The organism is Bradyrhizobium sp. AZCC 1578, assembly GCF_036924675.1.
Taxonomy (GTDB): domain Bacteria; phylum Pseudomonadota; class Alphaproteobacteria; order Rhizobiales; family Xanthobacteraceae; genus Bradyrhizobium.
The window spans coordinates 2,103,439-2,125,893 of record NZ_JAZHRZ010000001.1 but is presented as its reverse complement, the minus strand read 5'-3'; the positions used below and the strand labels follow the sequence as shown (position 1 = coordinate 2,125,893).

Here is a 22,455-nt window from a genome sequence, read left to right as displayed (position 1 = left end):
AATCCCGCTCAATATGGTATGAGCTGAATTCGGAGTTGAAAGAGCTATGTCCAGTGTGAAGCGAAGCCGTCTTGCCAACAAGGAATGTTCCATGGCGCGCGCCATGGAAGTTGTCGGCGACCGCTGGTCCATCCTGATCCTGCGCGAGGCCTATTACGGCGTGAAGCGCTTCGACGAATTCGAATACTATATCGGGATCGCTCCCAACATCTTGAGCACCCGGCTGAAGAAGTTCGTCGAGGCCGGCGTCATGACACGGGTGCCGCTACCCGAACACGCCGGCCGATATGAGTACGTTCTGACCGAGAAGGGACGTGATTTCTTTCCGGCCTATCTCGCACTGAAGAAATGGGGCGACGACTGGCTGGCGGAGCCGGCCGGACCGCAGGTCGTGTTCCGCGACCGCGCCGCCGGGCGCCCGATCGAGTTTCCGGAATTGCGGACAACGAGCGGCAAGCCGTTGCGGCTTGAGGATGTCGAGATCGTCGCCGGCGCAGGTGCTGTTCCGTTCAATCGCAAGCGATTTGGCGGCGATATCGCCGATCGTGCAGCGGCCGGTGCGAAGGCTCCCGCCTCACGACGAAAGCGCAAGTAGCGCTCGCCTGATCTCGACCCGGATCAGATTCGCGCGGTAGTCGGCCGATGCGTAGCGGTCCGAGAGGCACTCTGTGGCCTCACTCAGCAATTTTGCCGCTTGGTCGATATTGTCCCGCGAAAGCGTCTTGCCGGTCAGGAAATCGGCGGCGTGGTGGTCGGCGAACGCGTGGTTCGCTGCACCCGTAATGCCGATGGAAATCTCGACGACGACATCGTCCTGCAGCCGCACGCCGACCGCGATTCCCACGACGGCAAAGCCGCTCGCGGGGTGCCGGATCTTTCGGTAGATGAAGCGCGTACCGGGCTTCGGCCGCGGGATATGGATGCTGGCGAGAATTTCGTCCGGTTCCAGGACGGTAGAAAAGATATCGACGAAGAAGTCCCGTGCCGCCACCCTTCTCAGGCCATTCGGGCCTGCGATCTCGACCTCTGCCTGCAACGCCACCACAACCGCCGGCCAGTCAGCCGCGGGATCGGCGTTCGCGAGCGAGCCGCCGATCGTGCCGCGGTTACGTACCTGGGGATCGGCAATGAGGCTGGCCGCCTGGCGAAAAACCGGCAGCTCCTTGTTCAGCGGCTCGGAAGCAAAGAGTTCGGTATGCGTCGTCAGTGCGCCGATCCTGATGCCGGTCTCGCTGATCTCGATTCCCTTGAGCTCGGCGAGGCCTCCAATATCGATCAGGAGCGCGGGCGATGCCAGCCGCAGCTTCAGCGCCGGCAGCAAGGTATGGCCACCGGCCAAAAGCTTCGTTCCGTCGGGATCGTCGCGCAACAGATCGATCGCCTGGGCGAGCGAAGACGCGCGGACATAATCGAAGGCTGTGGGGATCATTGGGAGGCTCCCGCGCGTGCCTTTTGTACCGCCGTCCAGATTCGGGGTGGCATCAGCGGCATGTCGAGATGGGTGATACCGAACGGTGACAAGGCATCGAGCACGGCGTGAACCATGCAGGGTGGGGCGGCGATAGAGCCGCTCTCGCCGATACCCTTGACGCCGATCGGATTGGTCGGCGACGGCGTTTCCTGGAACAGCGATCGGATATTCGGCACATGCTCGGCGCGCGGAACGGCATAGTCGAGCAGCGAGCCGGTCAGAAGTTGCCCATTGTCGGGATCGTAGCTGACCTCTTCATAGAGCGCCTGCGCGATGCCCTGCACGACGCCGCCATGGATCTGGCCGGCCGCGAGGCGAGGGTTGATCAGCGTGCCGACGTCGTCGACGGCGACATAGTCGAGAATGTCGACGATCCCGGTCTCCGGATCGACTTCGACATAAGCGAGGTGGATGCCTGACGGCGAACCCATGCCGGTCGGATCATAAAACACCGTCTCATCCAGGCCCGGTGCGACGTCATCCGGCAGTTTGTGCCCGAGATAAGCCATGCGGGCGACCTTGGAGAAGGTAACCGGCGCAATATCGGTGCCGGGCACGCTGAACGCGCCCGCCGAATAGGAAACATCCTTCTCGTCCACTTCCAGCATGCCTGCTGCAATCTTCTTGGCCTTGGCCACAATGCGCTGCGACGACACGTGCACGCTGGATCCGCCGACAGCCATCGAACGGGAATTGAAGGTACCGTGGCCGGCCTGCACCTGGCGGGTGTTGCCTTGCACGATGTCGATGTTTTCAATCGGAATCTGCAGCACGTCAGCGGCGATCTGCGACAACGACGTGATATGGCCTTGACCCTGGCTCATCGAGCCCGAATAGATCGTGGCCCGTCCGCTGGAATCGATGCTGACCCGTGCGCTTTCCCATCCGCCGCGGTCAAATCCGCCTGGGGCCAGCCGACGCGAAGGTGCCATGCCGCACATATGTGTATAGGCGGCGACGCCAATGCCGCGATAGATGCCGCTGCCGCGCAGGGCTTCGCATTCGCTGCGGCGTCCGTCATAGTCGAAAGCCGCAAGCGCCTTGTCGAGAAGTCCCTGATAGTTGCCGCTGTCATACATCACCCCCATGCTGCCGTAGGGCCGATAGGGAAATTCCGCCGGTTGAACGAAATTCTTCCGCCGCACCTCGATCTGGTCGAGTTTGAGATGGCGCGCCACCGCGTCGATCGCGCGCTCGGCGATGTAAGCGCCCTCGGTCCGGCCATAACCGCGATAGGCATCAACCGGTACGGTATTGGTGACGACGACGCGAGAAATGGCTTCGTAATTGTCGATCTTGTAGGTGCCAGTGCCGAAATTGATGGTGTTTACCGTTGGACCGCCGCTCGCCATGTTGGAGAGATAGGCGCCGACATTGCCGAGCGTTGCCACCTTAAGGCCGAGGATGGTGCCATCGTTCTTGAAAGCGATTTCAATGTTCTCGGTATGAGCACGACCATGGCTGGTCGATTGATGACTTTCGGAGCGGCTTTCCCACCATTTGACCGGTGCGTTGAGTTCGCGCGCCAGATAGGGGCAGAGCAGGTCCTCCGGATACAGATGCATCTTGGCGCCGAAGCCGCCCCCGATATCAGGCGCAACCACCCGCAATTGATGCTCGGGAATGCCGACCGTCTCGGCGATCCAACGCCGGTGCATGTGGGGGACTTGGCTGCCGATATAGACTGTCAGTGTGCCGTCCGGCTCTGGCGAGGCAACGATCGCGCGCGTTTCCATGCAGGTCGGGATCAGTCGGTTGTTGACGACGCGTAGTCCGATGACCTGATCGGCTTCGCGGGCGGCTTGCTGGTAGTCGCCTCCGCGCACCTTGTAGATCGTGGTGATGTTGCCGGGAACGTTGTCATGGAGTTGCGTCGCGTCTTCACGGATCGCGGCCTCTTCGTCGGTCACCGCGGGCAGCACCTCGTAATCGACCTCGATCAGACCGATCGCGTCGTAGGCTTCGGCCAGCGTTTCCGCCACCACCAGCGCCACGCACTCGCCGACAAAGCGAACGCGATCGGTCGCGAGAACGGGACGGAACGGCACCTTGCTGCCGGGGATGATCCAGTTCGGCACGATCGGGCCCATTTTGCCCTCGAGCACCTTGCCGGACAGGACGAGGCGAACGCCCGGTGAGATTTTGGCGGCGGACAGGTCGACGCTTCTGATCTCGGCGTGGGCGTGCGGTGACCGCAGTACCGCCATATGCAGCATACCTGGCAACCTGACATCATCGACGTAGCGGCCCTTGCCGACGAGTAGTTTGAAATCCTCGCGTCGCCTGAGCGGCTGGCCGATGTGGCGGATAGCGGTCGTGTCGTTCATGGCTGGTCGCCCTTCGATGCGAGACTTTCGACGGCGCGGACGATGTTGTGATAGCCGGTGCAGCGGCAGATGTTGCCGGCAAGGCCGCGGCGGATGTCGGCCTCGCTCGGATCGGGCTTATCCTTCAATAGCTGGCGGACGCTCATCACCATGCCTGGCGTGCAGAAGCCGCATTGCAGGGCGTGATGCTCGTGGAATGCTGCCTGAACAGGACTGAGTTCGGCGCCTATATCGGTCACGCCCTCGATCGTCGTTATCGACGCACCGTCTGCCATAACGGCCAGCACGGTGCACGACTTCACCGCTTGTCCGTCGATCTCCACGGTGCAGGCGCCGCACTGTGAAGTATCGCAGCCGACATGCGTGCCGGTGAGGCCAAGGTCCTCCCTGATCAGATGGACCAGCAACCTTCGCGCCTCGACGGCGACGGTCTTGCGCGTGCCGTTGATCTCCAGCGTCACGACGTGACGGTTGTCGGGCTTGGGCATGCATCCTCCTGATTGCGGCAGGTTTGGCCGTCCCCTTTTTCTTTACTCGTAGTTACTCTAATAATAAGAGTGACTGGCGGCAAGCGATTTTTTTGGAGCCGGAGACGAGTACTTGGATCCCACTGCCGCTCCTATTACTCTGGTAATAAGAGTTGTTTGGAGTCGACGTGGATGCGCTCGAAGAGCTTTGAGGGAATGGCCTGCTCGATTGCCGGCGTGCTCGACGCGGTCGGTGACCGCTGGGCCATTCTGATCCTGCGCGATCTGTCGCTCGGGTTGAGCAAATACGAGGATCTGAGGAAGTCGACCGGCGTTACTCACGCCACGCTGTCCGACCGGCTCAAGCATTTAGAGCAAAACGAACTCATCGAACGGCGGCTGTATCAGACCGGGCCCGATCGTTACGAGTACCTCCTTACCCGCAAGGGCAGGGAAGTCCTCCTGGTCATCCAGGCGCTTGCTCAGGTGGGGGACAAGTGGGCGATCACGGGAAATGCCGGGCCGCCGCTCAAATTCATCAATAAGAACAGTGGCCGTCCGGTGAAGCTCGCGCTTGTCGATGACAAGTCGGGAGAATTGGTACGCTTACGGGACGTCCGGCCGCAGGCTGGCCCAGGCGCCGACGACCTGGTGAGGTGGCGACTGGCCAAGTTCGACCAAGGATGATTTCGGTTTGTCGCTAACCAGCGCCCGGCTTCAACGCGTACAGGCCAAGAGCAGCCAGCGAAAAGATCGTCAATACGACGCCTAGCGCGAACATGGCTTCATGCGACACGGTGGCGGCCAGCCATACACCGACCGCGGCGTTCAATATTTGCCAGAAACCGAGCAGTGCTGAAGCTTCTGACGCCACGCGGCTTCAGAGCCAGTCAGCAGACAAGACTAGGCGGCAGTGCCGCTAATCACACGTGAATAGCGCTATCTCGATTTTTTGATCTAGCGCAGCGCGCGGGTTACGGTGACCATATTGGAACTGACCTCCGTCACGAGCCACAAAATAAAAGGCCAGGCGAACATCGACATCTGCCCCTAGGGAGGGACACCAATGGACTATCGCCTCTTGAAGGCTGCGGGTTCGTTACTGGCCGTCAGTCTGCTCGGCGCAGCGACCGCGACCGGCGCGATCGCCCAGAAGGCTTATGACGCTGGCGCGAGCGATACCGAAATCAAAATCGGCAACATCATGCCATACAGCGGACCGGCGTCCGCCTACTCCGTGATCGGCAAGACGTTCTCCGCATATTTCAAAATGGTAAACGAACAGGGCGGCATCAACGGCCGCAAAGTCAACTTCATCAGCTACGACGACGGCTACAGTCCACCGAAAACCGTCGAGCAGACGCGCAAGCTCGTCGAGAACGACGAAGTGCTGTTGCTGTTTGGCATACTCGGAACGCCGGGCAACTCCGCGATCCACAAGTACGTCAACACGAAGAAGATCCCGCACCTCTTCCTCGCGACGGGCGCTTCGAAGTGGGTTGATCCGCAGAACTTTCCCTGGACGATTGCCTTCATTCCCAACTACCAGAACGAAGCCCGCATCTACGCGCAATACATCATGAAGAACCATCCGAACGCGAAGATCGGCATTCTTTATCAGAACGATGACTTCGGCAAAGACTACCTCATCGGCTTGCGCGACGGTCTGGGGGCCAAGGCCTCGATGATCGTATCGGAGGCTCCATTCGAGGTGACCGCGCCGACGGTCGATTCCCAGATCGTTCAGATCAAATCCGCGAATGCCGATGTTCTGCTGACGATCGCAACGCCGAAATTTGCGGCGCAGAGCATCAGGAAAGTCGCCGAGGTGGGATGGAGACCCGTTCACATCGTTAGCAACGTTTCGTCGTCGGTGAACAGCGTGATGAAGCCGGCCGGCTTCGAAAACGCTCTGGGTGTGTTGAGTGCCGTTTATCTCAAAGACGCAAACGATCCGAAGTGGAAGAACGACCCCGGCATGAACGAGTGGTCGGGCTTCATGGACAAGTATTTTCCTGAGGGCGACAAAGGCGACGGCTTCACGGTGTACGGCTACGCCGTCGGAAAAACCATGGTCGAAGTACTCAAAAAGTGCGGCGACAATCTCACCCGCGAGAACGTGCTCAAGCAGGCGACCAGTCTCGATATCGAGGTCGGACCGTTACTTCCCGGCATCCGCCTTAAAAGCAGCCCGACCGACTACAACTTGATCAAACAGCTTCAGATGCAGCGATTCCAGGGTGGCAGCTGGGAACTGTTCGGGCCGCTCCTCAGCTCCGAACGCAGCTGACTCGCTCTTCTGTTCAGACAACGAAGACCTTTGCACCGTACAGGCCTTCCCTCTGCAGGCTCCTCGACCGGCTCCCTTCAACGCCGCGCTCGCACGCTCTTGTTCAAGCGTTACGTCAGATGCGCCTTCAGGGCGGGCCATCCCGAAGGAAGGGGCAGAACAACAGCGTCCGCTACCCGACTCGAAGCTGATCAAGGTCGAAATACGACCGCATCTTCCTTCCGAAGGCAGCACGCGTGCCGCTCCAGCCGCTCTGATGGCCGCTTGTTCCCTGTCCCGAGCTAGTCAAGATGCGGCTTCAGCGCGTACAGGCCAAGAGCAGCCAGCGAAAAGATCGTCAACACCGCGCCTAGCGCAAACATTGCTTCATGCGACAGGGTAGCGGCCAACCATACGCCGGCCGCGGCGTTCATCATTTGCCAGAAACCGAGCAGCGCTGAAGCCGCGCCGGCTTTCTCGCCGAACGGAGAGAGCGCCTGCGCGGTGCCGAGCGGACTGACAATGGCCATACCAAAGAGGAACACGCACATCGCGCACAGAAATGGCAAGAAAGTTGGGCTGAACAGCGAGACGAGCAAGATCGCCACGCTGCCCGTGGCCGTTGTCAACAAACCGGCGCGGATCGAGAGTTCGAGACCGTAGCGTGATGCAAATTTCGTCGCCATCATGCCGGCAACGAATACGATCAGGACGGTGCCGGCGAAGAACAGACCGAGCTGGATCGGGGTGAATTGAAGTGCTTCGATGAATAAGCGGGGAGCAGCCGAAAACGTCGAGAACAAGCCGCCTATGGTCAGGCTGACGGTTGCTGCGGGGACCGCGAAACGGCGATCGCCGATCAGACTGAGATAGGTTCTGGTGATGGCGACCGGATCGAGCGGAATTCGGATCGAGTTGTGGGTTTCGCCAAGCACGATGCCATGGGCAATGGCACCAATCACCGCAAAAATGGCGACGAGGGCGAACTCGGAGCGCCAACCAAAGATGTGATCGAGCGCGCCGCCAAGCAGCGGTGAGAAGCCAGGAGCGACCGACATCGCAATCATGATGAGCGCCATCGTGCGTGCCAGCGCCGCGCCACTGAACAAGTCGCGGGCGATGGCACGCGATAGTACCGATGTCGCGCAAGCGCCCGAAGCTTGCAAGACGCGGCCGATCAGAAGATTCGGCAGGTCGCTTGCCAAGCCGCACCAGACGCTGCCTGCGAAAAACACCGCAAAGCCGACCAAAACTGGCCAGCGCCTTCCGTAGCGATCTGAAAGCGGTCCGACCAGGAGCTGACCGAATGCGAACGCCGCAAGATAAACTGTGATGGCGGACGTGACTGCCGCGCTTGTGACATTCAACGATGCCGCCATTTGTGGCAGCGACGGTAGCAGGATGTTGGTCGAGAGTGTTCCCATTGACGCCAGAGCGGCAAGTACTGCGATCTGCAAGGCGCCGGAAACGGGGGCGCGTGGCGGTGCAGTCGCGACCGCTTCGCTCTGGTCGGCCATGAGAACTTTCGTCACGTTGAGCTACCAGCTTCTGGGTGCGCTACAAGACGTCGGGCGACACCACTCGTGCCGCTCGCCGAGGATGTTCCGCCTGGTCGCCCTCAGCGGACAAGGCGCTCGACCGCGATGGCGGTGGCCTCACCACCGCCGATGCAGAGCGCCGCCACGCCGCGCTTCAGATTTTGCGCTTCGAGCGCGTGCAGCAGCGTCACGATGAGGCGCGCGCCGGTGGCGCCGATCGGGTGGCCGAGCGCGCAGGCGCCGCCGTTCATGTTCAGCTTTTCGCGGGGAATGCCGAGATCCTTCTGCGCGGCCATTGCCACCACCGCAAAGGCTTCGTTGATCTCGAACAGGTCGACGTCCGCGACGCTCCAGCCGACCTTGTCGAGCAGCTTCCGGATCGCCGGGATCGGTGCCGTGGTGAACCATTGCGGCTCCTGGCTATGGGTGGCATGGCCCTTGATTTCGGCGAGCACCGGCAGGCCGTCGCGATCGGTGAGCGAGCGTTTAGCCAGAATGAGCGCCGCGGCACCGTCGGCGTTTGCCGAGGAAGCGGCCGGCGTGATGGTGCCGTTGGCGCGGAACGCGGGTTTAAGGCCGGGGATCTTGGCCGGGTCGACCTTAAGCGGATGTTCGTCGTTGGCGATGACTCGCGGCCCGGCTTTCTCGCCCAGTGTGATTGGCACGATTTCGGCCTGGAATGCACCGCCTTCGACCGCCTTGCGTGCGCGGGTCAACGTCTCCATCGCATAGGCATCCTGGTCGTTGCGAGTGAACTGATAGGCCTCCGCGGTGGCCTCGCCGAAGTCGCCCATTGAACGGCCGGTTTCGTAGGCGTCTTCCAGCCCGTCCATCAGCATGTGATCGATGATCCGGTCGTGGCCGGCGCGATAGCCGCCGCGCGCCTTGGCGAGCAGATAGGGGGCGTTGCTCATGCTCTCCATGCCGCCGGATATCACGATGCTGGCGGAGCCCGCATGAATGATGTCGTGAGCCAGCATGGTGGCCTTCATGCCGGAACCGCAGACCTTGTTGATAGTGGTGGCGCCGGTGGCGTCAGGCAGTTTGGCGCCGCGTGCGGCCTGCCGCGCCGGCGCCTGACCCTGTCCGGCCGGCAGCACGTTGCCCATGAACACCTCATCGATCCGCTCCGGCGCAAGGTTCGCTCTCTCCAATGCAGCGCCGATCACATGCGAACCCAGCTTGTGAGCGCTGAAGGGGGACAGTTCGCCCATGAACCGGCCGAGCGGCGTGCGGGCGGCGGAAAGGATGACGACGGGATCGTTGGCAGCGGCCATGACGGGTTCTCCTGTTTGGTCGCGACTATTGTATGACGATAATCATCTATGGGACTGGAATGCAATGCAGTGGTGATGGTTCCACCCAAGAAGAAGGCGCCTTCCCGAGCTACAGCCAGCCTGAACTAACGCCAGTAAATTCTATTTTAGAATTGACAATTTTGGAAATTAGTCGTTTGGTTGCGAATGAGAAATCTCCCCGAGGCAAGCGGTATCGCTACCGCTCAACTTGGACTTAGGCCAGCTGCAATGCAGCTGGCCCTTTTCATGAGAACGACAGAGCAGCGTATTGACAGTAAGCTGTTTCCGTCGGGAGAGATTGGGCTTGCGTGACTTCATAAGTGCTAAAAATGAACTTTAATATTGTTGGGTTGAGTGGTAAGTGAAGGTAAGCTCTCGCGATCAGATGGAGAGAAAGATTATGAGTGTTGCTGATTTCATCCGCAGCGAAGTGAATGCCAACGATGTTCTCCTATTCATGAAAGGCACGCCGGCCGCGCCGGCTTGCGGATTCTCGGCGCAGGTGGTCCGAATACTCGACCATCTCGGCGTACCCTTCAAAGCGCACGACATTTACGAGTCCGAAGAACTGCGGCAAGGCATCAAGCATTACTCGGATTGGCCGACCATCCCGCAGCTGTACGTGCGCGGCGAATTCGTGGGCGGCTGTGACATCGTGACGGAGATGTTCCGCTCAGGGGAATTGCAGCAGCTTCTTCTGAAACAGCCGGAAGCTATGCAATCCTGAGCGGGCGCTGTCGCCGCCCTATCGAAATCCCTGCTGCCGTCTGCCCGCTGTAGATGATGAAGGGAGCTTGCATGGCTACAATCGATTTGTATTTCGATTTCCGCCGTCCCTACTCGTATCTCGCATCATTGGATACGAAATGCGCGGCGAGATGAAATGATAGATATCCAAGTTGGCGATCATCCTTCGGCAGCCCAGTCTTGCTTGTGACTGACGGGATCTAAACATGGTGCGTGATAGAGAGTGCGATCTGGTTGTGTTTGGTGCGACCGGCTTTACCGGGCAGCTCGTGGCAGAATATATCGCCACGAACTACGGAAACAAAATCAAATGGGGAATGGCGGGCCGCGATCTCGACAAGCTCGCGGCCGTCCGCGACAGGGTGGGCGCGCCCGACAATACCTTGCTGATCAAGGCTGACTCAGACGATCGAACTTCCTTGCAGGCGTTGGTCCGGACGACGCGCGCCGTCATTTCGACAGTGGGTCCGTTCCAGCTTTACGGATCGGAACTGGTGGCGGCGTGCGCCCGTGCGGGTACGGACTATCTCGACTTGAGCGGCGAGACGGTCTGGATGAGGAACATGATCGACGCCCATGAGAACGACGCCCGATCGAGTGGGGCGCGCATCGTTTTCTCGTGCGGCTTCGATTCTGTGCCATTCGAGCTTGGCGTGTTCTTCCTGCAGAGCGCCGCGAAGAAAGCATGGGGAGAAGCGGCTGACCACGTGAAGGGCCGCGTCCGTGTGATGAAAGGCACTTTCTCGGGCGGAACTGCGGCCAGTTCGCGGGCGACGATGGCCGCGGCTACGAGCAATCCGCAGGTGCTCGCCCAGCTCAAGGACCCGTTCTTGCTGACGCCCGGTTTTGCCGGCCCAAAGCAGCCGCATGGAATGAAGATTGAGTTCGACGAGGATCTCGGCGCCTGGGTGGCCCCCTTCATCATGTCGCCGATCAACACGCGCAATATCCATCGATCCAACGCGCTGATGGGGCATCCCTACGGGACCGGCTTCGTCTACGACGAGATGATCGTAGCAGGGGCCGGCAAGCAGGGCGAGGTTACGGCCGCCAGGATTGTGGAAGAAAACAGATCGTTTGGCGATGAAAGCAGTCCGAAGCCGGGCGAGGGGCCATCCAGGGCCGAGCGCGAGGCCGGTTCTTACGACATCCTGTTCATCGGGCGCAGCAAGGACCACGGCAGGATTTCCGTCGCGGTTCGCGGCGACAAGGATCCCGGCTATGGATCGACGTCGAAGATGATCACGGAATGCGCGCTCTGCCTTTTGCAGGACGCAAGTGACGTTGCTGCCGGCATTTGGACGCCTGGCGCGGCGATGGGCGAGAAGCTGATATCCCGGCTCGTTCGGAACGCCGGGCTCACCTTCAAAGTCGAGGGCTGAAACAGCTCGAGTTGCGGGGTGATTTTTTAGCCAGAGAATGAAGCGTATGCCGGCCGGCAGAATCGGGGTTCTCATGGAATGTGGTCTGACGCTGCTGCTCGCTGCCGAACTCCTTCCCGATCTGAACGCCGATGAAGTAAGAGAAGGTCAGCTCCTCGCGCTGACGTTGGGGCTGCCTTGTGCAGTCGTCCTGCAAGTTGTTCTTTGGCTTGCGCTGTGACGCGTCGCCGGAAGTCCTCAATCGAGCAGCTTGATGCAGGCCAGGCTAAAGATGCCGATAAACAGGGAGGCAAGAGCAGCCAGGAGGGCAGGGCGAAAGCCTCTTCTTCGCAGTTTCGTCAAGTCGGTATGCATTCCCATTGCGGCAAGCGCGACCGTCAGCAGGAAGATCGTCAGCCACATTAGATTCGATTTCAGTCCCACGGGGATGGTGACGATGCTGTTGATGCAGGTAGCGGCGATGAAGCCGAGGACAAACCAGGGTACCGCAGGCGCGCGCCTTGACGCTTCTGCCGCTTCTTGGCCCGTCCCGCCACGCGCATGTCTTGGGGACAGCAGATCCATCGCAAGCACCAGCGGGGCGAGCATCATGACGCGCGACAGTTTTGCGATCGTGCCCATCTCGCCCGCGACCTGCCCGTGTTGAAACGACGCTGCAACTACCTGGGCAATTTCGTGAACGGAAGAGCCGGTCCAAAGTCCGAACTGGCCGGCATTCAGATGCAGAAGCCCGGGCAGAAACGGAAAAAGGAACATGGCGATGGTGCCGAAGATGGTGACGCATGCAACAGCATAGGTCACGTCCTCTTCCTTTCCGCCCACAACAGCGTTCGCTGCGACTACCGCGGACCGCGCCGCACACAGAGGTTCCGGCGGCTATGAGCTTGGCGAGTTTTTCCTCCACGCGCAACAATCGTCCGGCGTGCACCGTGAAGACGAAGGTGAACGCCAGCACTGCGGCCAGAATGACCACACCCATCGCACCCAACGTCGCGACCTCGGCAAAGGTGAGCTGAAGGCCGAGCAGGACGATGGCGAGCCGGAGTAATCGTCGCTGGCTGAAGAGAATGCCGTCGTTCATCCAGCCCGCCTGACCCGCGACATTGGTGAGGGTCATCCCGATCAGCATTGCCAACATCATCGGACTGATGACGGACAGGAGCGATAAGGTTCGCAAGAAGCCAGCCAGGACTGCAATCAGGGAGGCGGCAATCAAGCCTGGCGCCAGAACGGCGGTGCGATCGGCCCATGACTTGATGGCCGAGATTTGATCGCCGGCTTCGCGCGGCTTCCCCAAATCATTCGTGCGCCTTGTGTCCAGCAAAAGCGGCCCCTTGTTTGGATGCATGACGAAAATTTTGGAGAATCGGGGCCACCCGCCAGGATAGCGTGGCGGCCCAGTTGGCTTGGCTTGGGGCAGGTCGAGGATCCGATGATCCGGGCAACCTCACCACTTCTCCGCGTAGGGGCGAAGCTCGTAGTTGAAAGACCATGCCGACCGCGGTTGATGCGCGATGTGCCAGATTTCATCGGCAATCGTTGCCGGCTGAGCAAAAAACTCTTCCGGCTTGTCATGAAACATCTTGCGAGCCCATGGCACGTTGATGACTGCGTCGATCATCAGAAAGGCGACATGGACGCCCTTTGGGCCTAGATGTCGCGCCATCGATTCGGCAAGGATGCGTTCCGCTGCCTTCGTCGGCGCGAACGCGGCGTAGCTCTCGACTCCGCGATAGGCTGAGGTATTGCCTGTCGCGACGATGGCACCTTTTTGCGCCTTGATCATCGCAGGAGCGACCGCTTTGGCAAGATAAAGCAGCCCCATCGCGTTGACTTTGAAGTTCGTTTCAAGAGCCGCGGGATCCACTTCCAGGAAATTTCCAAACGTTCCGCCCACAGCATTGTGGATGGCGATCTCGGGCGCGCCGTGATCGCGTGTGATTTTGGCGACGGTTTCGCTGACCTGGTCCTCCTGCGTGACATCGCAGATATGGGCGGAGGCGTCCGGCAGCTCAGCTTGCAGCTTCGGAATGCGCTTCTCCGAACGCGCGAGGAGGGCAACGTGATAGTCGCCGCGAGAGAAGCGGCGTGCGAGTGCGCTGCCCGTGCCCGGACCAACGCCGGTAATAACACAAACTGGCTTTGTCATGATCATGCCTGCGCTTTTGCTGCGGCTTCGACGAATGGGAGCCGATCGTTTCCGAAATAAATTTCCTCTCCAATCCGAAACGTGGGCGTACCAAACAGGCCGGCTTCTTCGGCGGCCTTGTTGCGGGCCTTCAGTTCATCGAAAATATCTTGCCGAGCCATCAGCTCAATGATGTCGTCCGCAGGAAGCTCGTTCTTCTTCAGAAAATCCCTGAGGATTTCGACGTCGCCAAGATCGAGCACCTGAGCGTAGAGGCCAGTGAACACCTTCGATACGAAATCGGCACCCACCCCGAGCTTGATCGCGGCGATGGCCCCGCGAAGCAGGAAGTTGAGGTCTATGTGCCGGAAGTTTTGGTTGGGCTCCCAACCGACGCCGTACTTTTTGACCCAACGTTGCAGATCGCTCTTCGCGTATTTCCTCTTCGACTTGCACTCGATCGTCGTCGGGGTGTTGCCGGTTGCCTTCATCAAATCCAACACGTTTATCGGCATGTAGACGATGGTGGCCTGCGTGTCTGCCGCCAGCTTCTTGAGCTGCGTCTGTGCGAGGTAGCTGTAGGGGCTACCGAAGTCGAAATAGAATTCAATCTGCCTAGTCATCTTTGGTCCTTTTTCGCTTTCCGATCGCTCGCGATCGCTCGATATCGTGTCGAAAGGCTTCCGAGCTGCGCTTTTACTTTCTTGTATCTAATTGGTTTCCAATACAAAAATCGGCTTCCCTTTTGACTCATAAGAAAGTTATTGACCGGTAAGTAAGTTAAATGTAGATGACTATCAATGTCAACTGATAGCCGCGTCGAACAAGACTTCGCTGGGCCATGAGCATGAGTATTTCAGCCGGATTGTCAGGGGTTGGCGACGCGAACCATGGCTCTGGAGAAAGGAGCGATTGTGCGTCTAGCGGTGCATTGGGATTGCACGAGGCTTTACCTTGCGAGTCGACTGATAATACTTTCGAGCGCATGAAAAAGCGCAAGAAGCGACTGACAAATTCTGAACATCGCGAGTTGAGCATGGCGGCAGTGTTGGCTGCTGCCGAATTTCTCTTCGTCACTCAGGGCTACACCGGCACAACGACCGAGAGAATCGGAGAGCTCGCTGGCCTGACCAAGGGTAGCGTGTATTTCTATTATGGCACCAAGGAGGGGGTTCTCCTTGAGTTGCTCAACCGGGTGCGGGCCAACGTTCTGATTCCCTACGTCCAGCTGTTGAGGGACGACAGCCGCTCTCCGGTCGAGCGCATGACGGGACTCCTGGAAAGGACTGGCAAGATCGCCCTTGAACATCCGGGCTCGATGCTGCTGCCGATCGTCGTCTCAATCGAGCTTGCCGGGACCGAATCCGAGGCGGCGCGCAGAGTAAGTGCTGGCTATAACCGCGTCGCAGAAGAAATCCGGAAGGTTCTGGAGCTTGGGCAGGCTTCCGGAGCGTTCCGCTCCGATTTGAGCAGTGCTGATATGGCCCGGCTCCTGATCGCGGCCGCCGACGGTATGATGCTTGAGTGCCTCCGCCAGAATCTCCGCGTTCACGTTCACCGTCTCACTCGTGCGCTGCAGGCGGTCGTGCTTTCCGGTCTCCAACACGCATCGGGGGCGCCACGAGACATTGATGTCGCGGACGGTCCCTCCGTTATCGATGTCTTGCGCGGTAATCTTCAGGACTACGAATAACCAGTCAGCAATTGTAACGACGGAGGTTTGCATCGTGGCTCAAGCAGCGTTAGCGCGTGAAATCACGGAAGAGGCAACTGAGATCGCCCTGCAGACCCGAGTTAAGGCTGGCGCCACGCTAGAAGATATCAGCGAGATGACGCCCCGCTATCGTGACGTGCTGGTCGCGACCATGGCGATCGCCGCCGATCTCGAAATCATGACGTTGCCTCTCGACTTCGATGCAATAGCGTTTGCACCCGGTATCAACGATCGAATTGCCATCGCGTCTGCACTGCAGGACGAGATGGGCCATGCCCAGGTTATGTTCCGGATGCTCGAGGATTTCGGCTTCGACTCCTATCACCAGGTGTTCGAGCGCGATCCCAAAAATTTCAAGACTTTCTTCCTGCTTGAGTTTGGCAACTTGAGTCCGATCGATGTGGGGCTAGGCCACCTTGTCGGCGATCAGGCGGGATATATCACGACGTGCGATCTCGAGGAAAATTGTTCGTTCGGTCCGTACAGCCGATCGCTGCGGAAGGTGAACTTCGAAGAAAACTTTCACGTCAAGCGCGGCGAGTACATGGTCCGCCACTACATGCAGCAGGGCCCCGAGATACGGAAGCGTGTCCAGGAACGCATGGATTTCTGGTTTCCCCTGGGTGCCGAGTGGTTCGGCGCCACGGACGATGTCAAGTCAAGGACCGACCAACTCCATTATAAGATACGCGGCAGCAGCAACGATCAGCTCAGGCAGATTTGGCTGCAACGCCTCGTTCCCTTCTGCGAGCAGGTTGGTTTGAAGGTGCCGGCTCACTTCGATAACGAAAAAGGCATTTACGTCCTCGATTATCAAATGCCGATCCTGCTGAATATGGAAACCATGAAGTGGGATTTTCGTACGGTAACGTGGCCCGAAAAGTTGGCGCAGTGGAAGAAGGGCGGCCCATTGAAGCTGCCGGGCCTGAGCCGGATGCAGACAGAGCTGTGGGGGCAAGACCTGTGGTGACTGAGCAGGCGGTCCGGGAGGCGCTCCTCGCGGTGAATGACCCGCATATACCGGTCAGCATCGAGAGTATGGGAATGTTGCGGGGAGTCACGATATCGGAAACCGGCGTGGTCGATGTCGAACTCGCAATTCCGTGCCTGGCCTGTCCTGGCGTCTCGATGTTGAAACAATCGGTTAAGGACGCCGTGGGCGGCCTGGAAGGGGTCAGCGAGGTCAACGTTCTCGAAGGCTGGCATCACGATTGGACCACTCAATCCATTGAGTCCAATGCACGACAGCTGATGCGCCGCTTTGGAATACAGGTTTAGTTAGAGGTGCGATGATGAAAAAGGTTATCGACAGACGATTGGAGTTGGGCGGAGACAAGCCCGAATTCTACGAGGTATTTGCGCGCCGAGATTCCGCAGAACCGCTCACTCATATCGGTTCGGTCGAAGCCCCCAACGAAGAACTGGCGGAGGCGCGCGCCTGGTTTGTCTACGACCACCATACCTGGCGGGAGATGTGCATCGTTCCGCTGTCGGCAATCGTTACGATTACCGAACGCGGCAGCAAATCAAAGGTGAAGGTGGTGTGATGGCCGACGTCAATTTAATCGGAAACCTCTCGGAAACCGACCGGTGCCTGCGGGACGAGTTGTATTGCATTGCAGATGCCAAACTGGTGCTCGCTGGCTGGTATATGTTGGTGTTGCAGAACGGCCGCTCCATCGCGGACTTCACCTCCATTTGCGCGATGATGCAGGGGCAGTATGGGCATGCCCGCGCGCTTTATCAGCATCTGGGTCGTTTCGGCGTCACGCGCGAGGAGATGGAGTGGACGCGTGGTGCGAAGGACATTCGCTCGCCGAAGCTGCTCGATCGGCCGCCGCAGTCGTGGTCCGACTTTATCGCGGCGATATTCATGGCCGAGCAGGCCATTTCCACGCAACTGAGCGCCTACAGAACGATCCTGGCCGACAGAACCTTGGCACGTCTCGCTGACAAGATACTGAAGGAATCGCGCTTCCATCTCAGCTATTCCGTGGGTTGGATCAAGGCGCTACGCAAAGATCCGGCGTCCACGGTTGATGAAGACGCGCGTCGCCGCCTGGTCGATGCTTTGGATTGGTGGGGCGACGCGGACCAGCCTGATATAGTTTACTCGGGCGGCTATCGGGATAGGCCGGACTCAGACCTCCGCGATCGCTTCCTCGAAGCGGTCAGCGCAACCTTCGATGTTCCGGACGGAATTGCGAGCCCTGCAAAGTCGTGGCATCGGTCCATCCGCCGCAATGGCAACCCGGGAATCCCGGAGAATCTGTTTGAGAAAATTCGTTTCAAGAATCGCGAACTGGCGCTTCCGTGAACCGGGGCGAGCCAAGCTTCGAGTTGCCGCTCGATGTTAGCAAGGTCATTTGCCCGCACTGTGAGAGTAGTGCGGTCGAGATCGAATCGCCATTCGGCGGCAGCGTTTCGGAAGTGTTGTTCCGATGCCTGAAATGCAAGTCATTCTTTCACTGGGTGAAGTGGCAGCCAGAGCGGCCACCTGAATGAAAGCTAAAAAATCCAAGAGCAGCACGAGCTGCCATGAACCGAACAGACAGGGAGGGTCGTCGTGCTCGATCGAGCTATTTCCGTGTCCGACATTCTTCGCACGACGTCGCGTGCGTTGCCACAAAGGATCGCGATTGTCGATGAGGTCGGCTCCCTGAGCTATTTCGAATTTGACGCGACCGTGGATCGTCTTGCTGCCGGCCTGCAGAGGCGCGGAATCACAGCGGGCGACAGAGTGGCTTATTTGCTCTGGAATCAGCGCGAGCTACTTCTATCCTACTTCGCGATCGCGCGGCTCGGTGCGCTGACCGTTTCTCTGAACTTCCGTCTGACTCCCGAGGAACTGTCGTATCAGCTTGCAGCGGCGGAGTGCAAAGCGATCGTCGTCGACCGGGATCTCGCCGAGCTGGCATCGAAAGCGATTTCGATCTCCAACCTCTCGATCCTTCAAATCGTGGCCGGGGCAGAGGCTCGGCCTGGCCTGCTTGCTTTCACCGACGCGTTGCGTGGCGATGCTGATGACATCCTACAGTTCCCGACCGTTAGCGCCGACGCCGATAGCGGCATCTGGTTCACCTCGGGCACGACAGGTCGACCAAAGGGTGCAGTGGTAAAGCATCGATCTGCGGTTGCCTCCGCGATGCTCTCCGCCATTACATGCGGCTTCCCCGAAGAAGTGAGATCGCTGGCGGTCGCTCCTCTCTTTCATCGCGGAGCGATGGAAAACTTTGCATTGCCGGTTGTCATGTGCGGTGGAACAAATTTTCTGTTCAAGAGGTTCGACGCGGCTCAAACCTTGGAGAGCTTGGAGAAGTACAGGATCCAGCTCGCTTTCATCGTTCCCACGATGGCCTGGCAGCTTGTCCATGAGCAATCCGTCGAGAACAAGACCTTACCACACCTCACGCACTGGATCTCTGCTTCGGCGCCTCTGCCGCCGGTGCTTGCGGAACGCATCCAGGAACGATTCAAGCTGCCAAATGGGGTGACAAACGCCTACGGCATTACGGAGATGTTGTTCGTTTCAAAATGCCCGCCAGCGATGCTGACCAAGAAGCCCGGCACTGCCGGGCTGCCAGCGCCGGGTACGCAGATAGTCATTCATGATGAGAAGCGCGGGATTCTTCCGAATGGTGAAGTAGGGGAAATTCTTATCAGCGGACCGACGGGGTTCTCTCATTATTTGAATGATGAGCAGGCGACGCGCGAAGCGATCATCAGTTTGAACGGAACTGCCTGGTATCGAAGCGGTGACGTTGGCGTTATCGACACTGACGGATACCTTGCGATCAAGGACCGCAAGAAGGACATGATAATTTCCGGCGGCGAGAACATTTATTGCGCCGAGGTTGAGTTGGTATTGATCGACCATCCCTCGATCCGGGAAGTCGCGGTTGTCGGGGCCCCCGACGAAAAGTGGGGCGAGATTGTTGTTGCCGCGATCGTCACGGCTACGGATGCCGTCGTCAACCTTGATGAGATCGTAAAAAGCTGCTCCTCGCTGGCGAGCTACAAGCGGCCGCGTGAAGTCATCTGCCTCGAGACGCTGCCCCGCAACAGCTTCGGCAAGGTACGTAAGGACCTGGTTCGAGCGATGGTTCGCGAGCGGCTTGAGTTGTCGAGGCGGGCACTTCGCGCTTCCTAGTCAAGCTTGTCGGCCCGCATGCACCAGCGCGAGGTTTCAGAAGAAAGGTAGTTTCACTTCAGGGGAATGACGCCATGTTCAAAGTTGTCAAGCCTGCTTTCGCACTGATGCTGTTGGCGCTGGGGTCAACCGCGTATGCCGCTGATGCTCCGGGGGTGACGCCGTCTGAGATCAAGGTTGGGGGAGTCTTTCCTTTCAGCGGACCTGCCTCGCCGTACGGAGTCATCGGTCAAGCCATTCTTGCTTATGTCCAGTCGGTCAACGACCGCGGCGGAATAAACGGCCGGAAAATAAACTACATTGCCTACGACGATGCTTACAGTCCGCCCAAGACCGTGGAGCAGGTGCGCAAGCTCGTCGAAGGTGATGAGGTCGCCTTCATCTTTGGTCAGCTTGGTACCCCGGGCAACACGGCGGTGGCAAAGTATCTGATGTCGAAACGCGTGCCGACCATAGCTATCGCCAGCGGGTCGAACAAGTTCACGAATGTGGCGGATTTTCCGCTGACGACGACCAGCCTGGTCAGTTTCGATACCGAGGGAAAGATCTACGCCAAATTCCTGACCAAGACGCTGCCAAATGCCAAGTATGCCATCCTCTATCAGAACGATGATCTCGGCAAAGATTACGTCAACGCCTTCAAGGCGATGCTTAAAGGCGATTTCGACAAGAAGGTCACCGCCATCTCCTATGAGATCAGCGATCCGACAGTGGATTCTCACATCGTGAACTTGAAGAGTTCAGGGGCCGAGGCCCTGCTGCTGGCGGGAACGCCAAAATTCGCGGCGCAAGCCATTCGCAGGGCTGCCGAGATTGGCTGGAAGCCGGCGATCTTGCTGAACTACCCGTCGTTTTCGGTTGGCGCGACCCTGAGGCCGGCAGGCCTTGAAAGGGCGATCGGGGTGATGGTCGGCACGAACATGATGGATCCGACCGACACGCAGTGGACCAATACCGAGGGGATGAAGAGCTATCGGACCTTCATCGACAAGTACATGCCCGGCGTCGATATCGCCGACACCAATATCCTGTTCGGTTATACGCAAGCCATGCTGCTCGAACATCTGATCAAACAGTGCGGGAACGATCTCTCCCGCGAGAACATCATCAAGCAGGCGAAGAGCCTGAAGAACGTGGCACTGCCAACGCTGCTGCCTGGCGTCAGCATCAATACCAGCGACAAGATCAACATGAACTACACGCAAATGAGGCTACAGCGCTGGACCGGCACGCGTTGGGACCTTTTCAGCGCGGTGCTCGATGCCTCCTCGGAGTGAGCAGGGACGGAAAGCCGGGTTTAGCCAACGGGTGCAATACAGTGGCGCCTCCTGGCACAACTGCGCGCCGAGCATAGCCGGAATGGGCCAGCGCAAAGCCGAAGCGTACCGCTGAACGCCGACGCGCAAACCAGCTGCATCGCTTGTCCAATTGTACTGCTGGACCTCTCAACTGAAATCGTTTCACAACAGACTTGTAAATTCATAGTCGCTAGACAAATGTAATTGAGATGAACCGTATCGGGTTTGAAGCGCGTCCACTTGGAACTGATGAGCAACGAAGAGTCTACGTCGGCCGCATGCATCAAAGAAGTGGCGTGGGAAGAACCGGCTCACGTCCCACGATATGGCTAATGCCGAATGTTCTGGGAGCGATCGAAGGAGACACCAAATGGCTGATGCATTTATCTACGATCACGTGCGCACGCCGCGCGGGCGCGGCAAGGCCGACGGCTCGCTGCACGAAGTGACAGCGCTCGCGCTTGCGAGCGCGCCGCTGAAGGCGCTGAAAGAGCGCAACAACCTTGCAGCTAACGGCATCGACGATGTGGTGTTCGGCGTAGTCGATCCCGTTGGGGAGGCTGGTGGCGATATAACACGCTTTGCTGCCCTGAATGCCGGCTTCGATACGTCCGTACCCGGTATTCAGATCAATCGCTTCTGCGCATCTGGTCTCGATGCCGTGAATTTCGCCGCTGCGCAGGTCATGTCCGGGCAGCACGAATTCACCATCGGCGGGGGTGCGGAATCCATGAGCCGTGTCGGCATCTTGTCATCTGGTGCCGCGTGGCCGATGGATCCGTCCATGGCGGTACCGACTTATTCGATGCCGCAGGGCGTGGCGGCGGACTTGATCGCAACGAAGTATGGCTTTTCGCGCGAGGACGTCGACGCATACGCCGTGCAGAGCCAGCAGCGCGCCGCCAAGGCCTGGGACGAAGGCCGCTTCAAGAATTCCGTGATTCCGGTGAAGGACATCAACGGCATCACCATTCTCGACAAGGACGAGCATATGCGTCCTTCGACAACGATGCAGTCGCTCGGGCAGTTGCAGCCATCGTTCGCTGCCATGGGCGCGATGGGTGGCTTCGATGCGGTGGCCGTGCAGTCACATCCTGAAATCGAGGCCGTGAACTACGTCCACCACGCCGGAAACTCGTCGGGCATTGTCGACGGGGCGAGCGCTGTTCTGGTCGGCAGTGCGAAAGCCGGAAAGAAGCGCGGCCTCAAGCCGCGTGCGAAGATCCGGGCTTTCGCCAACATCGGTTCCGAGCCTGCAATGATGCTGACAGGTCCGGTCGACGTCACAAGGAAAGTGCTGGAGCGTTCCGGCATGAAGCTCAAGGATATCGATCTATTCGAACTTAACGAGGCATTCGCCTCGGTGGTCCTGCGCTACATCCAGGCGTTCGAGATCGACAACGACAAGATCAACGTCAACGGCGGCGCGATCGCGATGGGCCATCCGCTCGGCGCGACCGGCGCGATGATCCTCGGCACCGTGCTCGACGAACTGGAGCGTACCGGCAAATCGACCGCCCTTGTCACGCTGTGCATCGGTGGCGGCATGGGCACTGCAACCATTATCGAACGGGTTTGAGTTGTAACGCACTCCGCAAGGGGAGGGGGACGCAAGCGAAAAATCTTATCATGCCATCCTTAGAGTGCCTCGCGAGCAGCGAGGTAA

Annotated in this window: 24 protein-coding genes and 1 pseudogene; 15 read left to right on the top strand and 10 right to left on the bottom strand. The window is 59.0% G+C overall.

Annotated elements, in window-relative coordinates:
* Window positions 1-91: 91 nt before the first annotated feature.
* Complete coding sequence (locus tag V1290_RS10345; RefSeq protein ID WP_334364312.1) at window positions 92-595, top strand: winged helix-turn-helix transcriptional regulator; 504 nt, start codon at window positions 92-94, stop codon at window positions 593-595.
* Here the strand turns inward: V1290_RS10345 and V1290_RS10340 are convergent.
* From V1290_RS10340 to V1290_RS10330, 3 genes are read right to left on the bottom strand one after another with little or no spacing between them, the layout of a single operon-like run.
* Entirely contained in the window at window positions 575-1,429 is an 855-nt protein-coding gene (locus V1290_RS10340; protein WP_334364311.1) for an FAD binding domain-containing protein, read from the bottom strand. The genes V1290_RS10345 and V1290_RS10340 overlap by 21 nt on opposite strands.
* Window positions 1,426-3,798, bottom strand: coding sequence for a xanthine dehydrogenase family protein molybdopterin-binding subunit (locus V1290_RS10335; protein WP_334364310.1), 2,373 nt, complete (start codon window positions 3,796-3,798; stop codon window positions 1,426-1,428). Before V1290_RS10335 ends, V1290_RS10340 begins: the two co-directional genes overlap by 4 nt.
* The gene (locus tag V1290_RS10330) at window positions 3,795-4,286 is read right to left on the bottom strand and encodes a (2Fe-2S)-binding protein (protein WP_334364309.1); all 492 of its coding nucleotides are present in this window, start codon (window positions 4,284-4,286) and stop codon (window positions 3,795-3,797) included. The genes V1290_RS10335 and V1290_RS10330 overlap by 4 nt, the downstream gene beginning before the upstream one ends.
* Before the next feature lie 171 nt (window positions 4,287-4,457).
* Between V1290_RS10330 and V1290_RS10325 the strand changes: the two genes are divergently transcribed.
* Complete coding sequence (locus V1290_RS10325; protein ID WP_334364308.1) at window positions 4,458-4,952, top strand: winged helix-turn-helix transcriptional regulator; 495 nt, start codon at window positions 4,458-4,460, stop codon at window positions 4,950-4,952.
* A gap of 13 nt (window positions 4,953-4,965) precedes the next feature.
* Here V1290_RS10325 and V1290_RS10320 read toward each other — a convergent pair whose 3' ends face one another.
* Window positions 4,966-5,139 (bottom strand): hypothetical protein, encoded by a 174-nt coding sequence (locus V1290_RS10320; protein WP_334364307.1) that lies wholly within the window; start codon window positions 5,137-5,139, stop codon window positions 4,966-4,968.
* A 192-nt stretch (window positions 5,140-5,331) separates the two neighbouring features.
* Between V1290_RS10320 and V1290_RS10315 the strand changes: the two genes are divergently transcribed.
* A complete protein-coding gene (locus V1290_RS10315) occupies window positions 5,332-6,555 on the top strand; it encodes an ABC transporter substrate-binding protein (protein WP_334364306.1) in 1,224 nt (407 codons plus the stop codon).
* Window positions 6,556-6,836: 281 nt separating this feature from the next.
* On the opposite strand, the gene V1290_RS10310 is transcribed toward V1290_RS10315, so the two are convergent.
* Complete coding sequence (locus tag V1290_RS10310; RefSeq protein ID WP_334364305.1) at window positions 6,837-8,051, bottom strand: multidrug effflux MFS transporter; 1,215 nt, start codon at window positions 8,049-8,051, stop codon at window positions 6,837-6,839.
* Window positions 8,052-8,152: 101 nt separating this feature from the next.
* On the bottom strand, window positions 8,153-9,349 hold the full coding sequence (locus V1290_RS10305) for an acetyl-CoA C-acyltransferase (RefSeq protein WP_334364304.1): 1,197 nt from the start codon (window positions 9,347-9,349) through the stop codon (window positions 8,153-8,155).
* A 421-nt stretch (window positions 9,350-9,770) separates the two neighbouring features.
* Between V1290_RS10305 and grxD the strand changes: the two genes are divergently transcribed.
* From grxD to V1290_RS10290, 3 genes are all read left to right on the top strand, one after another.
* The gene (gene grxD, locus V1290_RS10300) at window positions 9,771-10,097 is read left to right on the top strand and encodes a Grx4 family monothiol glutaredoxin (protein WP_334364303.1); all 327 of its coding nucleotides are present in this window, start codon (window positions 9,771-9,773) and stop codon (window positions 10,095-10,097) included.
* Between the two features lie 229 nt (window positions 10,098-10,326).
* A complete protein-coding gene (locus tag V1290_RS10295) occupies window positions 10,327-11,499 on the top strand; it encodes a saccharopine dehydrogenase family protein (RefSeq protein ID WP_334368982.1) in 1,173 nt (390 codons plus the stop codon).
* Window positions 11,500-11,536: 37 nt separating this feature from the next.
* Window positions 11,537-11,719: a hypothetical protein gene (locus tag V1290_RS10290; RefSeq protein ID WP_334364302.1), complete on the top strand. Its 183-nt coding sequence runs from the start codon at window positions 11,537-11,539 to the stop codon at window positions 11,717-11,719.
* A gap of 17 nt (window positions 11,720-11,736) precedes the next feature.
* On the opposite strand, the gene V1290_RS10285 is transcribed toward V1290_RS10290, so the two are convergent.
* The 4 genes and pseudogenes from V1290_RS10285 to V1290_RS10270 all read right to left on the bottom strand — a co-directional run bounded on the left by V1290_RS10285 (window position 11,737) and on the right by V1290_RS10270 (window position 14,250).
* The gene (locus V1290_RS10285) at window positions 11,737-12,300 is read right to left on the bottom strand and encodes a YeiH family protein (RefSeq protein ID WP_334364301.1); all 564 of its coding nucleotides are present in this window, start codon (window positions 12,298-12,300) and stop codon (window positions 11,737-11,739) included.
* 109 nt (window positions 12,301-12,409) lie between these two features.
* Window positions 12,410-12,847: pseudogene (locus tag V1290_RS10280) on the bottom strand (putative sulfate exporter family transporter); the annotation flags it as partial.
* A gap of 99 nt (window positions 12,848-12,946) precedes the next feature.
* Window positions 12,947-13,654, bottom strand: a complete 708-nt coding sequence (locus tag V1290_RS10275; protein ID WP_334364300.1) for an SDR family NAD(P)-dependent oxidoreductase — start codon at window positions 13,652-13,654, stop codon at window positions 12,947-12,949.
* A complete protein-coding gene (locus tag V1290_RS10270; RefSeq protein ID WP_334364299.1) occupies window positions 13,651-14,250 on the bottom strand; it encodes a 2-hydroxychromene-2-carboxylate isomerase in 600 nt (199 codons plus the stop codon). Before V1290_RS10270 ends, V1290_RS10275 begins: the two co-directional genes overlap by 4 nt.
* Before the next feature lie 362 nt (window positions 14,251-14,612).
* Between V1290_RS10270 and V1290_RS10265 the strand changes: the two genes are divergently transcribed.
* The 9 genes from V1290_RS10265 (at window position 14,613) to V1290_RS10230 (ending at window position 22,368) form a co-directional block, all read left to right on the top strand.
* Complete coding sequence (locus V1290_RS10265) at window positions 14,613-15,320, top strand: TetR/AcrR family transcriptional regulator (protein WP_334364298.1); 708 nt, start codon at window positions 14,613-14,615, stop codon at window positions 15,318-15,320.
* A 34-nt stretch (window positions 15,321-15,354) separates the two neighbouring features.
* Window positions 15,355-16,311: a 1,2-phenylacetyl-CoA epoxidase subunit PaaC gene (locus tag V1290_RS10260; protein WP_334364297.1), complete on the top strand. Its 957-nt coding sequence runs from the start codon at window positions 15,355-15,357 to the stop codon at window positions 16,309-16,311.
* Window positions 16,308-16,619 carry a metal-sulfur cluster assembly factor gene (locus tag V1290_RS10255; RefSeq protein WP_334364296.1) on the top strand — a complete coding sequence of 104 codons (312 nt, stop codon included), beginning with the start codon at window positions 16,308-16,310 and terminating at the stop codon, window positions 16,617-16,619. Before V1290_RS10260 ends, V1290_RS10255 begins: the two co-directional genes overlap by 4 nt.
* Window positions 16,620-16,633: 14 nt before the next feature.
* The gene (locus V1290_RS10250; RefSeq protein WP_334364295.1) at window positions 16,634-16,888 is read left to right on the top strand and encodes a phenylacetic acid degradation b; all 255 of its coding nucleotides are present in this window, start codon (window positions 16,634-16,636) and stop codon (window positions 16,886-16,888) included.
* Window positions 16,888-17,658, top strand: a complete 771-nt coding sequence (locus tag V1290_RS10245; protein WP_334364294.1) for a Phenylacetic acid catabolic protein — start codon at window positions 16,888-16,890, stop codon at window positions 17,656-17,658. The genes V1290_RS10250 and V1290_RS10245 overlap by 1 nt, the downstream gene beginning before the upstream one ends.
* A complete protein-coding gene (locus tag V1290_RS36475; protein WP_442894977.1) occupies window positions 17,655-17,846 on the top strand; it encodes a PaaD-like zinc ribbon domain-containing protein in 192 nt (63 codons plus the stop codon). Before V1290_RS10245 ends, V1290_RS36475 begins: the two co-directional genes overlap by 4 nt.
* A 61-nt stretch (window positions 17,847-17,907) precedes the next feature.
* Window positions 17,908-19,491, top strand: coding sequence for a class I adenylate-forming enzyme family protein (locus V1290_RS10240; protein WP_334364293.1), 1,584 nt, complete (start codon window positions 17,908-17,910; stop codon window positions 19,489-19,491).
* 74 nt (window positions 19,492-19,565) lie between these two features.
* Window positions 19,566-20,768 carry an ABC transporter substrate-binding protein gene (locus tag V1290_RS10235; RefSeq protein ID WP_334364292.1) on the top strand — a complete coding sequence of 401 codons (1,203 nt, stop codon included), beginning with the start codon at window positions 19,566-19,568 and terminating at the stop codon, window positions 20,766-20,768.
* A gap of 391 nt (window positions 20,769-21,159) precedes the next feature.
* Window positions 21,160-22,368 (top strand): acetyl-CoA C-acetyltransferase, encoded by a 1,209-nt coding sequence (locus tag V1290_RS10230; protein ID WP_334364291.1) that lies wholly within the window; start codon window positions 21,160-21,162, stop codon window positions 22,366-22,368.
* The last annotated feature ends 87 nt before the right edge of the window (window positions 22,369-22,455 follow it).

Bases quoted from the DNA above. Each gene is read 5' to 3' on its own strand.
- V1290_RS10265 (WP_334364298.1), top strand. From the start codon at position 14,613: ATGAAAAAGCGCAAGAAGCGACTGACAAATTCTGAACATCGCGAGTTG.
- V1290_RS10335 (WP_334364310.1), bottom strand. From the start codon at position 3,798: ATGAACGACACGACCGCTATCCGCCACATCGGCCAGCCGCTCAGGCGA.
- V1290_RS10340 (WP_334364311.1), bottom strand. From the start codon at position 1,429: ATGATCCCCACAGCCTTCGATTATGTCCGCGCGTCTTCGCTCGCCCAG.
- V1290_RS10275 (WP_334364300.1), bottom strand. From the start codon at position 13,654: ATGATCATGACAAAGCCAGTTTGTGTTATTACCGGCGTTGGTCCGGGC.
- V1290_RS10330 (WP_334364309.1), bottom strand. From the start codon at position 4,286: ATGCCCAAGCCCGACAACCGTCACGTCGTGACGCTGGAGATCAACGGC.
- V1290_RS10245 (WP_334364294.1), top strand. From the start codon at position 16,888: ATGGCCGACGTCAATTTAATCGGAAACCTCTCGGAAACCGACCGGTGC.
- V1290_RS10230 (WP_334364291.1), top strand. From the start codon at position 21,160: ATGGCTGATGCATTTATCTACGATCACGTGCGCACGCCGCGCGGGCGC.
- V1290_RS10310 (WP_334364305.1), bottom strand. From the start codon at position 8,051: ATGGCCGACCAGAGCGAAGCGGTCGCGACTGCACCGCCACGCGCCCCC.
- V1290_RS10345 (WP_334364312.1), top strand. From the start codon at position 92: ATGGCGCGCGCCATGGAAGTTGTCGGCGACCGCTGGTCCATCCTGATC.
- V1290_RS10315 (WP_334364306.1), top strand. From the start codon at position 5,332: ATGGACTATCGCCTCTTGAAGGCTGCGGGTTCGTTACTGGCCGTCAGT.
- V1290_RS10250 (WP_334364295.1), top strand. From the start codon at position 16,634: ATGAAAAAGGTTATCGACAGACGATTGGAGTTGGGCGGAGACAAGCCC.
- V1290_RS10325 (WP_334364308.1), top strand. From the start codon at position 4,458: ATGCGCTCGAAGAGCTTTGAGGGAATGGCCTGCTCGATTGCCGGCGTG.
- V1290_RS10235 (WP_334364292.1), top strand. From the start codon at position 19,566: ATGTTCAAAGTTGTCAAGCCTGCTTTCGCACTGATGCTGTTGGCGCTG.
- V1290_RS10270 (WP_334364299.1), bottom strand. From the start codon at position 14,250: ATGACTAGGCAGATTGAATTCTATTTCGACTTCGGTAGCCCCTACAGC.
- V1290_RS10305 (WP_334364304.1), bottom strand. From the start codon at position 9,349: ATGGCCGCTGCCAACGATCCCGTCGTCATCCTTTCCGCCGCCCGCACG.
- grxD (WP_334364303.1), top strand. From the start codon at position 9,771: ATGAGTGTTGCTGATTTCATCCGCAGCGAAGTGAATGCCAACGATGTT.
- V1290_RS10290 (WP_334364302.1), top strand. From the start codon at position 11,537: ATGAAGCGTATGCCGGCCGGCAGAATCGGGGTTCTCATGGAATGTGGT.